14 protein-coding genes and 1 pseudogene are annotated in these 13,455 nt (G+C 62.5%); 9 read left to right on the top strand and 6 right to left on the bottom strand.

What is annotated here, in order from left to right:
* Nucleotides 1–174 precede the first annotated feature (174 nt).
* From NKI73_RS21705 to ppa, 5 genes are all read left to right on the top strand, one after another.
* Complete coding sequence (locus NKI73_RS21705) at nt 175–1,023, top strand: TPM domain-containing protein (RefSeq protein ID WP_352632931.1); 849 nt, start codon at nt 175–177, stop codon at nt 1,021–1,023.
* Between the two features lie 61 nt (nt 1,024–1,084).
* Nucleotides 1,085–1,912: a TPM domain-containing protein gene (locus tag NKI73_RS21700; RefSeq protein WP_502909580.1), complete on the top strand. Its 828-nt coding sequence runs from the start codon at nt 1,085–1,087 to the stop codon at nt 1,910–1,912.
* 8 nt (nt 1,913–1,920) lie between these two features.
* Nucleotides 1,921–2,559 carry a TPM domain-containing protein gene (locus NKI73_RS21695; protein ID WP_352632930.1) on the top strand — a complete coding sequence of 213 codons (639 nt, stop codon included), beginning with the start codon at nt 1,921–1,923 and terminating at the stop codon, nt 2,557–2,559.
* Between the two features lie 118 nt (nt 2,560–2,677).
* A complete protein-coding gene (locus tag NKI73_RS21690) occupies nt 2,678–3,184 on the top strand; it encodes a GNAT family N-acetyltransferase (RefSeq protein ID WP_056586049.1) in 507 nt (168 codons plus the stop codon).
* A gap of 108 nt (nt 3,185–3,292) precedes the next feature.
* A complete protein-coding gene (ppa, locus tag NKI73_RS21685) occupies nt 3,293–3,826 on the top strand; it encodes an inorganic diphosphatase (RefSeq protein ID WP_258590510.1) in 534 nt (177 codons plus the stop codon).
* 9 nt (nt 3,827–3,835) lie between these two features.
* Here ppa and NKI73_RS21680 read toward each other — a convergent pair whose 3' ends face one another.
* Both NKI73_RS21680 and NKI73_RS21675 read right to left on the bottom strand, forming a co-directional pair.
* Nucleotides 3,836–4,429 (bottom strand): hypothetical protein, encoded by a 594-nt coding sequence (locus tag NKI73_RS21680; RefSeq protein WP_352632929.1) that lies wholly within the window; start codon nt 4,427–4,429, stop codon nt 3,836–3,838.
* A gap of 45 nt (nt 4,430–4,474) precedes the next feature.
* Complete coding sequence (locus NKI73_RS21675; RefSeq protein ID WP_352632928.1) at nt 4,475–5,092, bottom strand: TetR/AcrR family transcriptional regulator; 618 nt, start codon at nt 5,090–5,092, stop codon at nt 4,475–4,477.
* Between the two features lie 73 nt (nt 5,093–5,165).
* Here NKI73_RS21675 and NKI73_RS21670 point away from each other — a divergent pair, with 73 nt between their 5' ends.
* Nucleotides 5,166–6,449, top strand: a complete 1,284-nt coding sequence (locus NKI73_RS21670; protein WP_352632927.1) for an MFS transporter — start codon at nt 5,166–5,168, stop codon at nt 6,447–6,449.
* A 270-nt stretch (nt 6,450–6,719) separates the two neighbouring features.
* The gene (locus tag NKI73_RS21665; protein WP_352632926.1) at nt 6,720–8,294 is read left to right on the top strand and encodes an alkaline phosphatase D family protein; all 1,575 of its coding nucleotides are present in this window, start codon (nt 6,720–6,722) and stop codon (nt 8,292–8,294) included.
* Nucleotides 8,295–8,356: 62 nt separating this feature from the next.
* Here the strand turns inward: NKI73_RS21665 and NKI73_RS21660 are convergent, their stop codons facing one another.
* Nucleotides 8,357–8,638, bottom strand: coding sequence for a hypothetical protein (locus NKI73_RS21660; protein ID WP_352632925.1), 282 nt, complete (start codon nt 8,636–8,638; stop codon nt 8,357–8,359).
* Nucleotides 8,639–8,836: 198 nt separating this feature from the next.
* Between NKI73_RS21660 and typA the strand changes: the two genes are divergently transcribed.
* On the top strand, nt 8,837–10,666 hold the full coding sequence (gene typA, locus NKI73_RS21655) for a translational GTPase TypA (RefSeq protein WP_352632924.1): 1,830 nt from the start codon (nt 8,837–8,839) through the stop codon (nt 10,664–10,666).
* A gap of 57 nt (nt 10,667–10,723) precedes the next feature.
* Here the strand turns inward: typA and NKI73_RS21650 are convergent, their stop codons facing one another.
* Complete coding sequence (locus NKI73_RS21650; RefSeq protein WP_352632923.1) at nt 10,724–11,353, bottom strand: DUF1062 domain-containing protein; 630 nt, start codon at nt 11,351–11,353, stop codon at nt 10,724–10,726.
* A 397-nt stretch (nt 11,354–11,750) separates the two neighbouring features.
* On the opposite strand from NKI73_RS21650, the pseudogene NKI73_RS21645 reads away from it, so the two are divergent.
* Nucleotides 11,751–12,364: pseudogene (locus tag NKI73_RS21645) on the top strand (LysE family translocator).
* 4 nt (nt 12,365–12,368) lie between these two features.
* On the opposite strand, the gene NKI73_RS21640 reads toward NKI73_RS21645, so the two are convergent.
* Together NKI73_RS21640 and NKI73_RS21635 are read right to left on the bottom strand one after the other, a co-directional pair.
* Nucleotides 12,369–12,692, bottom strand: a complete 324-nt coding sequence (locus NKI73_RS21640) for a YciI family protein (RefSeq protein ID WP_352632922.1) — start codon at nt 12,690–12,692, stop codon at nt 12,369–12,371.
* 136 nt (nt 12,693–12,828) lie between these two features.
* A complete protein-coding gene (locus NKI73_RS21635) occupies nt 12,829–13,392 on the bottom strand; it encodes a peroxidase-related enzyme (protein WP_352632921.1) in 564 nt (187 codons plus the stop codon).
* Between the last annotated feature and the right edge of the window lie 63 nt (nt 13,393–13,455).

Genomic DNA, 13,455 nt, shown 5'->3' with positions numbered 1-13,455 from the left:
TCCTCTGTAACGAGAAAGCCTCTCAAGAATCCCTCTTTTCCTACTTGGCAAGAGCAAATCAACTTATCTGCGATTCCCCTGCCCTCAAGGGGGGAGATTGGCAGTTTCGAGCGCATTGCTCATCCTTGTGCGTCGGTGATTGGCGAAGGCCGGTGTGACGTCCAATCTCCCCCCTTGAGGGGGAGATGTCCGGCAGGACAGAGGGGGGCGCCACGGAATACCTACCTTTCCTTTCTTAGCCTTCTTGCCAGCCTCTTCTTCCTCCCGATCACCGCCCTCGCTGCCGAACTCCCAGCCCTGACCGGCCGTGTCGTCGACAATGCCGGCATCATCGATGCCGCGACCAAGGCGGCGCTGACGCAGAAGCTCGCCGATTTCGAGACAAAAGGCTCCGACCAGATCGTCGTGGCGACGATCCCCAGCCTCGACGGCGAGGAGGTCGAGCCCTACGCCAACCGGCTGTTCCGCTTCTGGAAACTCGGCCAGGCGAAGGAGAATAACGGCGTCCTGCTGCTGGTGGCCCCGAACGACCGCAAGATGCGCATCGAGGTGGGCTATGGTCTTGAAGGCACGCTGACCGACCTGCACACCAAGCTGATCATCGAAAACGACATGGTGCCAGCCTTCCGCGCCGGTGATTTCTCCGGCGGCATATCCAAGGCCGTCGACGACATGATCATGGTGCTGGAAGGCAATCCGGAGGAGCTGGAAGCGCGCGGCGAGCGCAACCAGCAGGCGCCGTTTGATTCCGACGACCTCTTCTTCGCCGTCTTCATCAGCATCTGGGCGATCATCTTCTTCGGCAGCATCGCGGTTTCCGTCCTGCCACCGATTTTCGGCCAGAAGCTCGGTCCCGGCCGCTACCGCTGGCTCGGCATGACCTTCGAGCCAAGCCGGCGATCCTCCGGTGGCGGCTGGTCGTCGGGAAGCTCCGGCGGCGGTTGGTCTTCGGGAGGCGTCGGTGGCGGCTTTTCCGGTGGCGGCGGCTCGTCCGGCGGCGGCGGCTCGTCGGGAAGCTGGTGACGGCATGACGATCCGCACCATCAGCCTATCGAAACCCGGCCGCTTCGCCTCAGTCGTCCTGATGGCTGTGGCCGTGCTGTTCTCCTGCTTCTCGGCTTCTGCCGCCGACCTGCCGGCGCTGACGGGCCGTGTCGTCGACAATGCCGGCATCATCGATGCCGCGACCAGGGCGTCGCTGACCCGGAAGCTCGCCGATTTCCAGACAAAAGGCTCCGACCAGATCGTCGTCGCGACGATCCCCAGCCTTGATGGCGAGGAGATCGAGCCCTACGCCAACCGGCTGTTCCGCTTCTGGAAACTCGGCCAGGCCAAGGAAAACAACGGCGTCCTGCTGCTGGTGGCCCAGAACGATCGCAAGATGCGCATCGAGGTGGGCTATGGCCTTGAAGGCACGCTGACCGACCTGCATACCAAGCTGATCATCGAAAACGACATGGTGCCGGCCTTCCGCGCTGGCGATTTCTCCGGCGGGATCAGAAAGGCCGTCGACGACATGATCATGGTGCTGGAAGGCAATCCGGAGGAGCTGGAGGCACGCGGCCACCGTAATCCCGCTGACAACAGCATTTCTATCGACCCAATATTCGCGGTGTTCCTGATCCTGTGGGCGACGATGTTCTTCGGCGGGATGGCGATGGCATTCCTGCCGCCGATGTTCGGCACAAAGCTGTCGCCGGGCGTGTACAAATGGCTGGGCATGACCTTTCGCTACGGCCGCGGACCGAGCGGGTCGGGCGGCAGGAGCGGCTGGACAACGGGTTCGTCGTCGGGCGGCGGCTGGTCGTCGGGAAGTTCGAGCAGTGGCTGGTCTTCGGGGTCAAGCAGCGGTGGCGGTTTTTCCGGCGGCGGCGGTTCATCCGGTGGTGGCGGTTCTTCAGGAAGCTGGTGAGACAAATCATGGCAACACGACCAATCAGCCCGCAGGATCATGAGCGCATCGCCACCGCGATCCGCACCGCCGAATCGAAAACCGACGGCGAGATCTACTGCGTCGTGGCGCATGCCAGCGACGGCTATTTCTTCCCGGCCGCCTTCATGGCGACCGTGGGCATGCTGATCGTCAGTCTGGCCGTCGGCTATGGGCTGGAGGCATGGTGGCTGTCGATCCGGCTGCCGCATTTCGTCCTCGCCCAGCTCCTGGCGCTGGCCTGCGTGCTGGCCCTGTTGTGGGCGATGCCCGGCCTGCGCATCCATCTTGTGCCGAGGCGGCTGCGTTACCAGGCGGCGCATGCCAATGCGATCAAGCAATTCCTCGCCCGCAACGTCCACCGCACCACGGCGCGCACCGGCGTGCTGGTCTTCGTCTCGATCGCCGAACGCTATGCCGAAGTGGTCGCCGATTCGGGCATCGATGCCAAGGTCGGCCAGCATGTCTGGGATGGCGTCGTGCGCGATCTCACCGCACATGCCGGCAATGATCGGCTTGCCGACGGCTTCGTCAAGGCGATCGAGCAGGTGGGCGCGGTGCTTGCCGAGCATTTCCCGGTCACGGCGGGTGACAGCAACGAACTGGACGACCATCTGGTCGAAATCTGAGTTCTTCCAGAGAGATTTCGAAGGCGCCTCACCGATGCGATGATCGCCTGTGAGAAAGCCGGCGCCGGGCCGCCCGGACTCTTGCAATCGGGCGATGCGGGTTTATGGTTAACAAATCATGAATACGCTGACCATCGACATCAGAAAAGCTGACCCGCGCGATGCCAGTGCCATCGCCGAGGTGCATCTGGAGGCTTGGCGCGGCGCTTATTCCGGCATCATTCCGCACCGTACCCTGACATCGATGATCAACCGTCGCGGCGCCGACTGGTGGGCGAATGCGATTCGCCGCGCCGCTACCGTTCTGGTGGTCGAAATCGGCGGCAAGATCGCCGGCTATGCGACGATCGGCAAGAACCGTGCCCGCGAACTGCGCCAGCAGGGCGAAATCTACGAATTGTACCTGCGGCCGGAATATCAGGGCATCGGGCTTGGCAGCCGGCTGTTCGCGGCGGCCAGGGCGCGTCTGGCCGATCATGGGCTGAAAGGCATGGTGGTTTGGGCGCTGGAAGACAACCAGAACGCGCTTGCCTTCTATGCCGGCGCCGGCGGCCGCGATGTCGCCGAGGGCGTCGAGATCTTCGAGCAGAAGGCGCTGAAGAAGGTCGCTTTCGTCTGGGAATGACAGCCCGGCTTTTCGGCCGCCGCGTCTTATCACACCCAGCACCATTCGCCGCATTGCACCATGGCGCGCCGCCCGCTATCGATCTCTCATCAAAAGAGGGACAAAGCCATGCGCATTGAAGCCATAGCCATCGGAAAGAATCCGCCGGAGGACATCAACGTCATCATCGAGGTGCCGATCGGCGGTGAGCCGATCAAGTACGAGATGGACAAGGAGGCCGGCACACTGTTCGTCGACCGCTTCCTGCACACCTCGATGCGCTACCCCGGCAATTACGGCTTCGTGCCGCATACGCTGTCGGGTGACGGCGATCCGATCGACGTGCTGGTCTGCAACACGCGCGCGCTGGTGCCCGGCTGCGTCATCAACGTCAGGCCGATCGGCGTGCTGGTGATGGAAGACAATGCCGGCCAGGACGAGAAGGTGATCGCCGTGCCGTCACCAAAACTGACGCTGCGCTACGAAAACGTCACCGAATACACCCATCTGCCCGATATCACGCGCCAGCAGGTGCAGCACTTCTTCGAGCACTACAAGGATCTCGAGCCCGGCAAATGGGTCAAGATCGAAGGCTGGCACGATTCCAAATATGCCAAGAAGATGATCGTCGACGCCATCGAGCGGGCGAAGAAGAGCAAGTAGCCCGACCGGTCAGTTGTCGACCCGGCCGAAAGCCGGCACCTTGCCGATGACGGTGTGCCTGTCCTTGCCGCAGGCGAAGGTTCGCGCCTTGTCGTCGGCAAGCTTGCGCGCCTGGTCGTTGGCGGCGGGATTGCCGGTGGCCAGCACCAGGCCGACCGTGCAGCCGTCGCGGGCGCCCATCTGGCCGACCTTGGCGACGAGCAGCACGTCGGTCGGCTTTTTTTCGTCGTCCGGGTTGCTGATCGAGCGGCGGTGGATGGCGGCAAAGGGCACCGCCGTCTCGCCCTTGGTCTCGATGCGCCATTCGATCTTGGCTCCGGATGAATTGAAACCGGAAAAGCTTTCCCAGACCGTTGTCATGTCGCCGCCGGGCGGAAAACCGTAAAACAGCGATTCACGGGCATCGTCATAGGCGATCAGCACGGGATAGCCGCGATAACCCGAACAGGCGAGTTCGGCCCAGTCGCCGTCGCCTTCTTCGGCCTGCGCATAGGTCACGCAATCCTTCTTCGAGTCGAGATCGGTATAGGCGCTTGCAATGCCGTCGGCGTGTGCAGCCTGGCAGAAGCCGGCGAGGGTGAGCGAAATCAGCAGGCTACGCATCGCGGGACATCTCCGTTGGAGGCTGTCCTAGCGTATCGCCTGCCGCTATTTCTTCAAGCTGGCTTCGATCAACAGATCGGCGTTGCGGGCGACCGCTTGCGCCGGGCCGCCAAGCCCGAACAGCTGGCCGCTGATATAGGCGCCTTCGATCAGGAGCAGCAGGCCGTCGCCGAGCGTGTCAGGGTCTTGCGCACCCATCGCAACCGCCATGGCGCGCAGGCGGCGGCGCAATTCCTGCTTGTTGGCCTCGCTGACGACGCGGGCCGGATGGCTGTGGTCGGGATATTCGACCGCTGCGTTGGTCATGCCGCAGCCGCGATAGTCCGCCACTTGCGTGCGCTTGCCGATACGGGTCAGGAAAGCCTTGATCTGCGCGCGCGGGTCGCCGGGATGAGCGGCGACCGCCTCATCGAAACGCTCCCAGTATTCAAGATCGTATTGCCTGAGATAGGAAGCGGCCAACTCATCCTTGGACGGAAAGCTACGATAGAGGCTGGGCTTGGTGACACCGGCGCGTTTGACGATCTCGTCGACGCCGATCGCCCTGATGCCGCGCCGGTAGAACAAATCATAGGCCACATCGAGGATCTTCTTGGCGGCCTTCGGCGGCGCCGATGCATGACCACGCCTGATGGTCAGATCAATATTTTTGTCCGTTGGCATCGTGTGACTCGATTGACAATGTTACCGATCGGTACGATACAGGTTCCCACCCTGCAACGTACCGGTCAGTAACATGATAACTCAATCCCGTCCCTTTGGCCAGCGCTACGCCTTCGTCGTGGTTGGCGTCATCTTCCTCTGCCTGCTGGTCGCGGCCGGCCTGCGGTCCGCGCCCGCGGTCATGATGCTGCCGCTGGAGAACAGTTTCGGCTGGCGGCGCGACGTCATCTCGCTGGCCGCCGGTGTCGGCATCCTGCTCTACGGTCTCACCGGTCCATTTGCCGCAGCCCTGATGGAGCGCGTCGGGCTGCGTCGCACGCTGCTCGCCTCGCTGGTGGTGATGTCGGGCTCAACCGCGCTCAGCCTGCTGATGACCAAGCCCTGGCATCTGTTCATCACCTGGGGCGTGTTCTCGGGCATTGGTTCCGGCGCTGTCGCCAGCGTGCTCGGCGCCACCATCGTCAATCGCTGGTTCAAGACCAATCGCGGCCTTGTCATGGGATTGATGTCGGCCTCAAGCGCCTCTGGCATGCTGGTGTTCCTGCCGATGATCGCTGCTCTGGCGCAGTCCGGTGGCTGGCAGCCGGTCGTCATAGCGGTCGCGATCGCCACCGCGGCTCTGATACCGCTGGTCTGGCTGCTGGTGCCGGAGCGTCCGGCTTCGATCGGCATGGTGCGCTACGGCGCCGAGGCCGACGACGTGCCGCCGACATCGCCTGCGTCGCAAGGCAATTTCCTCGCGCATACGCTCAACACGCTGCGCCGTGCCGCCGGCACAAGGGTGTTCTGGTACCTGTTCGCCACCTTCTTCGTCTGCGGCTTCACCACCAACGGTCTGGTCGGTACCCATCTGATCGCCTTCTGCGGCGACATGGGCATCGGCGAGGTTCAGGCCGCCGGCCTGCTGTCGATGATGGGCATTTTCGACCTGATCGGTACGACGCTGTCGGGCTGGCTCACCGACCGCTACGATCCGCGCAAGCTGCTTGGCGTCTATTACGGCATTCGCGGCCTGTCGCTGATCTATCTGCCCTATTCCGGCTTCTCGGCGACCAGCCTGATCATCTTCGCCGTGCTCTACGGCCTCGACTGGATCGCCACCGTGCCGCCGACGCTGAGGCTCGCCAATGAGGCGTTCGGCGACCGCAGCGGACCGATCGTGTTCGGCTGGATCGTCGCCGGTCACCAGATCGGCGCGGCCACCGCCGCCGCTTTCGGCGGCACCATGCGCGAGTTGCAGGGCAATTACGAACTGGCCTTCCTGATTGCCGGCATGACGGCGATTGCCGCCGCCTGTATCTCGCTGCTGATCAACACCAGCCGGCCGGCTTTCGATCCGGAGCCGCAGGCGGCGTAGCTGCGACGGCGGAGCGCTAATCTCCCCCCTTGAGAGGGAGATGGCCGCGAAGCGGCCAGAGGAGGTCGGTCCGACCGGGCTCGGCCTCCTGGTGCAGATGGAGGTCGGCGCTCCATGCGAGGCGACCCCTCTGTCGCCTTCGGCGACATCTCCCCCTCAAGGGGGGAGATCACCCTGTTCACTGTTATCAAACCTTCATCATCCCGAGATGCGCCTGAAACATTGACGCTGGACCTTGGTGGCACCGTTCAAGCCACCCAGGAGACAGCCATGAACAAGCTCTCGATGACCCGCCGCGCCTTCGTCACGTCCGCCAGCGCCGTTGGCCTGGCCGGGGTCTCGAGCTTGGCGCTGCCATACTATTCGCGCGCCAATCAGCGGCCAGCCTTCACCCATGGCGTCCAGTCGGGCGATGTCGACGCCACTAGCGGCATGGTGTGGACGCGCACCGACCGCCCGTCGCGCGTCATGTTCGAAGTGTCGTCGACGGAGAATTTCGCCAATGCGACGCGCCTGGCGCCGCTCGATACGTCGCCGGCCAGCGACTACACCGTCAAGCGGCTGCTTACCGACCTCGCTTCCGATCAGGACATCTTCTACCGCATGACATCAGCCGATCTCGCCGACATCAACGCCGTTTCCGAGCCGATCATCGGCCGCTTCAGGACGGCGCCGGCCTCGAAGCGCGACATCCGATTTGCCTGGTCGGGCGACACCGCCGGCCAGGGCTGGGGCATCGACGAGACCGGCATGAAGACCTACGCCACGATCGGCAAGCATACGCCCGACTTCTTCCTGCATTCAGGCGACACCATCTACGCCGACGGCGCCATGAAGGACGAGGTCGACCTGCCCGGCGGCGGCAAGTGGAAGAACGTCGTGCTGATCGACGGCAAGCGCAAGGTCGCCGAGACATTGGACGAGTACCGGGACCAGTGGAAATACAACATGATGGACAGGAACGTGCTCGGCCTGAGTGCCATCTGCCCGACCTTCTACCAGTGGGACGACCACGAAGTGCTCAACAATTGGTCGGATTCGAAGGATCTCAGCGCCGACAATCGCTACACGGAGAAATCCATCCACGTGCTGGCGGCCCGTGCGGCGCGCGCCTTCCATGAAATGACGACGATCCGCTACGAACCGTCCGAGCCCGGCCGCGTCTATCGCAAGATCGCCTACGGGCCGCTGCTCGACGTGTTCTTCCTCGACATGCGGTCCTATCGCGGCCCCAATGGTCCGGACATGCAGGATGAGATGACGCCGCAATCGCGCATTCTCGGCGAACAGCAGACGAAATGGCTGAAGCGCGAACTGGCAAATTCGAAGGCGACCTGGAAAATCATCGCTGCCGACATGCCGCTCGGCCTGGTCGTCTGGGACGACGGCGCCAAGAAAGTTGGCGCCGAGGCAGTCAGCAATGGCGATAATGGCTTGCCAAAGGGACGCGAACTTGAGATCGCCGACCTGCTGCGCTTCATCAAGAATGCCGGCATCAGCAACACCGTCTGGCTAACCGCCGACGTGCATTACACGGCCGCTCACCACTACAACCCGGACAAGGCTCAGTTCCAGGATTTCAATCCGTTCTGGGAATTCGTGTCGGGCCCGATCCATGCCGGCACGTTCGGCCCCAACGATTTCGACATGACCTTCGGGCCGGAACTGAAGTTCATCAAGGCGCCGACTGCCGAACAGGGTCAGAACCTGCCGCCATCGGCGGGCCTGCAATTCTTCGGGCTGGTCGATATTTCAGGCGCCAGCGAGCAGATGACCGTGCGGCTGATGGATCGCGACGACAATGAACTCTACAAGGTGACGCTCGACCCGGTGCGGTCGGCGTAAACGCACTTTTCGCCGGCTTCGCAAAGCGAAGCTGGCGAGACGGGCGGGGGTAAAGCGCCGCCTTAGTCCGGGTAGCAGACCATTGGAATGTTCGGCCAGACGGCGCTGTCGCAGTTGGCGCTGTCCTGTCTTTGCTTGAAAGAGGCGCTGACCGGGCCGGTCACCATCGGGTCGACGCCGTCGGGTGCGTCGGCGAAGACCTGCTCGGCTGTCTGGATGCCGGACTGCGCAACGGGGCGCGCTTCGCGCAGCGTCGCGGCGGACTGCGCGGCATTGGCCGCCAGCAGGATTGCAAAGGCAGCGGACGCGATAAGCGGCCAAAATCGGTTGAGTTTATCGGTCATGACGTTCGAACTGCCCGGGCCCTGAAAGGTTCCCGCCTTGGTTAACAAAATCATCTCACACGCAGATGCTTAAGATTTGATGAGTATTTGGTATCGCGCCTCCTCTTTCGCAATTGCGAAAAACCCTGTATGAGCCGCCCAACCGAAAGAGGCAGCGCCTTTTGGCCTGCTGCCTGCAACGCTCCCGAGACCCAGAACATGAAAATCCGTAATATCGCGATCATCGCGCACGTCGACCATGGAAAGACCACCCTTGTCGATCAGCTTTTGAAGCAATCCGGCTCCTTCCGCGACAACCAGCGGGTCGCAGAACGCGCCATGGATTCCAACGACCTCGAAAAGGAACGCGGCATCACCATCCTGGCCAAGGCGACCTCGGTCGACTGGAAGGATACCCGCATCAATATCGTCGATACCCCCGGCCACGCCGATTTCGGCGGCGAGGTTGAACGCATCCTGTCGATGGTGGATTCGGCCATCGTGCTGGTCGACGCCGCCGAAGGGCCGATGCCGCAGACCAAATTCGTCGTAGGCAAGGCGCTCAAGGTCGGCCTGAAGCCGATCGTGGTCATCAACAAGATCGACCGTCCGGACGCCCGCCATGTCGAAGTGGTCAACGAGGTGTTCGACCTGTTCGCCGCCCTCGACGCCACCGATGAGCAGCTCGACTTCCCGATTCTGTACGGTTCGGGCCGTGATGGCTGGGTTTCGGAGAACCCGGAAGGGCCGAAGGACCAGCAGTTGGCGCCGCTGTTCGACCTCGTCATCAAGCATGTGCCGGCGCCGACCGTGCATCCCGGCCCGTTCCGCATGATCGGCACCATCCTGGAAGCCAATCCGTTCCTCGGCCGCATCATCACCGGCCGTATCGAATCGGGTACGCTGAAGTCCAACCAGCCGGTCAAGGTGCTGCACCATGACGGTACTCTGGTCGAAACCGGCCGTATCTCCAAGATCCTCGCCTTCCGCGGCCTCGAGCGCCAGCCGATCGATGAAGCCCAGGCGGGCGACATCGTCGCCATTGCCGGTCTCTCGAAAGGCACCGTCGCCGACACGTTCTGCGATCCGGCGGTGAGCGAGCCGCTGCATGCGCAGCCGATCGATCCGCCGACCGTGACCATGTCCTTCCTCGTCAACGACAGTCCGCTGGCCGGCACGGAAGGCGACAAGGTGACCAGCCGCGTCATCCGCGACCGCCTGCTGCGCGAGGCCGAGGGCAATGTCGCGCTGAAGATCGAGGAATCGCCCGACAAGGATTCGTTCTTCGTCTCCGGCCGCGGCGAATTGCAGCTGGCCGTGCTGATCGAGACGATGCGCCGCGAAGGTTTTGAGATCGCCGTGTCGCGTCCGCGCGTCGTCATGCAGAAGGGCGAGAACGGCGAGTTGCAGGAACCCATCGAGGAAGTCGTTATCGACGTCGACGAGGAGCATGCCGGCATCGTCGTGCAGAAGATGTCGGAGCGCAAAGCGGAGATGGTGGAGCTGCGCCCATCCGGCGGCAACCGCCAGCGCATCGTCTTCCACGCGCCGACGCGCGGCCTGATCGGCTACCAGTCGGAACTGTTGACCGATACGCGCGGCACCGCCGTGATGAACCGGCTGTTCCATGCCTACGAGCCTTACAAGGGCGAGCTGCCGGGCCGTACCAACGGCGTTCTGATCTCCAACGAGCAAGGCGAGGCGGTGGCCTACGCCATGTGGAACCTGGAAGACCGCGGCCCGATGGTCATCGACCCCGGCGTCAAGGTCTATCAGGGCATGATCATCGGCATCCACAGCCGCGACAACGATCTCGAAGTGAATGTGCTCAAGGGCAAGAAGCTGACCAACATCCGCGCTGCCGGCAAGGATGAGGCGGTGAAGCTGACGCCGCCGATCCGCATGACTCTGGAACGCGCACTGGCCTGGATCCAGGACGACGAGCTGGTCGAAGTCACGCCGAAGACCATCCGGCTGCGCAAGCTTTATCTCGACCCGAACGAGCGCAAGCGCTTCGAAAAGTCGGCCAAGGCGGTCGGCGCCGCGTAATCTTCTCTATTTCCAACAGCTGAGAGGGCGAAGCAAACCAATTGCTCCGCACTCTTTTCATTCACCACCGGCAGCCGAGATAATGTCGTCCTGGTCGACCTCACCGGCCAGATCTATGCGGATCGTCATTCCCTGGCGGATCGGCTTGCGCAAGGCGTTGGCACTGTCGGCAACGACGATCAGCAGTCGCCGCTCGTCCAGCGCCTGAAGCCGTGATCGCGAGATGCCGAGTTCGCTGGCAAGCAACCGGTCGAGTCGCAGGGATGTCGACATTTCGAGCCTAAGCTGGAGTTCCAGCGCGGTTGCGGTCTCCCTTATGCCGCCAAGCCTGCACTTGTGAACGGCGACATCGGGAAACTCCTCGACACGCCCGATCCGGTTTCGCAGTGCGACGACATCGAAGGCATGGCGCCGGGCCAGCGCCGGATCGTTGCTTTCGAGTGCCTGCAGCAGCGCCGGTTCGATATCGCGGCGGTTGCAGCGCTCGAAAATGCCGAAATTCCAGGAATTGTCGCAGTCGATGCAGCGATAGATCAGCCAGACATCGATGCGTTTGCCATTGGCGTTGACGCGGAATTTTCCACTGCTGCAATAGGCCTTGACGGTGCCGCAGCGATTGCAGTTGATGAGCGGTCGAGGTGGGGTTTGGGGCGCGATCGCCCAATGGATACGCAGAAATCCAGACATGCCGATAAGCCCTTCCCGTCGGGAAGTTCATCAGGCCGGCGATGTCGAGATGCCCATGCGGGCACGGCGTGGCGGTAGGCTGCGGTTTTTGGAAATCAGGTGTCACGGGCAAAAGCCGCGCGACGCGGTTCAGCAGTGCCAAACCGGTCTCGAACCGCCGCCCAGAAGAACACGTGAACATGAAAACAGACACCGCGAATGCGGCGTCATGCAGTGTGTCGGGGGAGTTGACGAGACCGGCGGTTACGTAGGCAAAGTGAAGCTCAAAATTGTTTCGCGGCGGCACTTCTAGCCGCGAGATGCCGGACGGGCAAGCCTGTTCTTGTCGGCGCTACCGCAGCAAAGTTACTTGCGCTAATGTCTGACATCGACGGTTTTCAAACAGAGATCCTGGCCCATGCACCTCACATCGCTCCTGATCTTCGCCGCCGCTTTGTTCGTTGCCGCCGGCTCGCCCGGCCCATCGATCGCGGCACTTGTCGCGCGCGTCATCTCGAAAGGTTTTCGCGACGTGTTCCCGTTCCTGCTCGCCATGTGGATCGGCGAGGGCATCTGGCTGTCGCTGGCGGTGTTCGGGCTGGCTGTGGTGGCGCAAACCTTCCATTTTGCCTTTGTCGTCGTGAAATGGGTCGGCGTCGCCTATCTCGCCTACCTTGCCTGGAAGATGTGGACCGCACCTGTCGACGCGAAAGAGAGCGAGATGCCGCGCGAGGATTCCCCGGCAAAGCTGTTCTTCGCCGGATGGCGGTGACGCTCGGCAATCCCAAGATCATGATGTTCTACCTGGCGCTGCTGCCGACCATCATCGACCTCGCTTCGGTCAGCGTCGTCGGCTGGGTCGAGCTGACGGCGACCATGGCCGTGGTGCTGGTCGCCATCGATCTGGCCTGGGTGCTCGCCGCGTCACAGGCGCGCAAGCTCCTCAGGAGCAAGCGCGCCATGAAGATCGCCAACCGCATCAGTGCCACTACGATGGCCGGCGCGGCTGCAGCGATCGCGGCGCGGTCGTAACCCGTCACATCATCTCGATGATCGGCGCGATCTCGACGCTGAAGGCCGGGTCCATCAGGATCGGGCAATCCTTGGCCTTGGCTACGGCATCGTCGATGTCTTTCGCTTCGACGATGGTGTAGCCGGCGGTCGGATTGCTGCCGCCATTGTTCTCGACCTTGCCGCCGGGCAGCACCATCTTCGACATGCCGACCGGATTGCCGCCGTCGACCACGGCCGAGCCGAGCTTGCCGTACCAGCCGTTCCAGGCGTCCATTGCGGCTTTCCGCTCGGCCTCGTCGGTCGGCATCTTGCCCGAGCCATGATAGACGTAGAGATACTTCGCCATGTTCTCCTCCCTTGGTGAGCGGCATCGAACCGGCATGCGGTCATGCCGCCTGCCGATCATCGGACCAAACCGGCAAACAAGCAACGAGAATGCGAAACAGCCAATATAAGGCCTAGTCGGGTTGCCGCCACCAACCTCACCGCGCCATGGCATGATATTCGTCGTTTGGCCGCATATCGATCGCCGCGGCCACCCGGTTCGACATGTTGAAGAAGGCAGTGGTCGTGGCGATGTCCCAGATGTCGCGATCGGTGAAGCCGGCCTTGCGAAGTGCTGCCCGATCGGCCTCGACGATCTTCGCCGGCTCCTCGGTCAACTTGACGGCGAATTCGAGCATCGTGGTCTGCTTGGGCGAAAGATCGGCGGCGCGGAAATTCATCACCATCATTTCGCCGAGCGCAGGGTCGCCGGACAGCTGGCGTACCGCCGCGCCATGCGCGGTCAGGCAATAGTAGCAATGGTTGATCGAAGAGACGGCGACCGCGATCATCTCGCGCTCCAGCTTCGACAGGCCGGATTCTCCGAGCATCAAATCGTTGTACATGTCGGTGAAGGCACGCAGCTTTTTGTCGTCGAAGGCATAGGCGCGCAGCACGTTGGGGACGAGGCCGAGCTTCTCCTCGCATTTGGCGAAATAGGCTTTTGTCGCCTCGCTCTGATCTCTCAGGCCAAGGTCAAGCGCGGTGATTTTGCCGGTCATGGGTCATTTCTCCTCGTTGGATGACGTCTTGTTGCCGAATTCCGATATTTCTTTGCAAGCCGT

Source organism: Mesorhizobium sp. M0496, from assembly GCF_040321205.1.
GTDB lineage: Bacteria > Pseudomonadota > Alphaproteobacteria > Rhizobiales > Rhizobiaceae > Mesorhizobium.
This window is presented reverse-complemented; position numbering and strand designations above follow the sequence as displayed.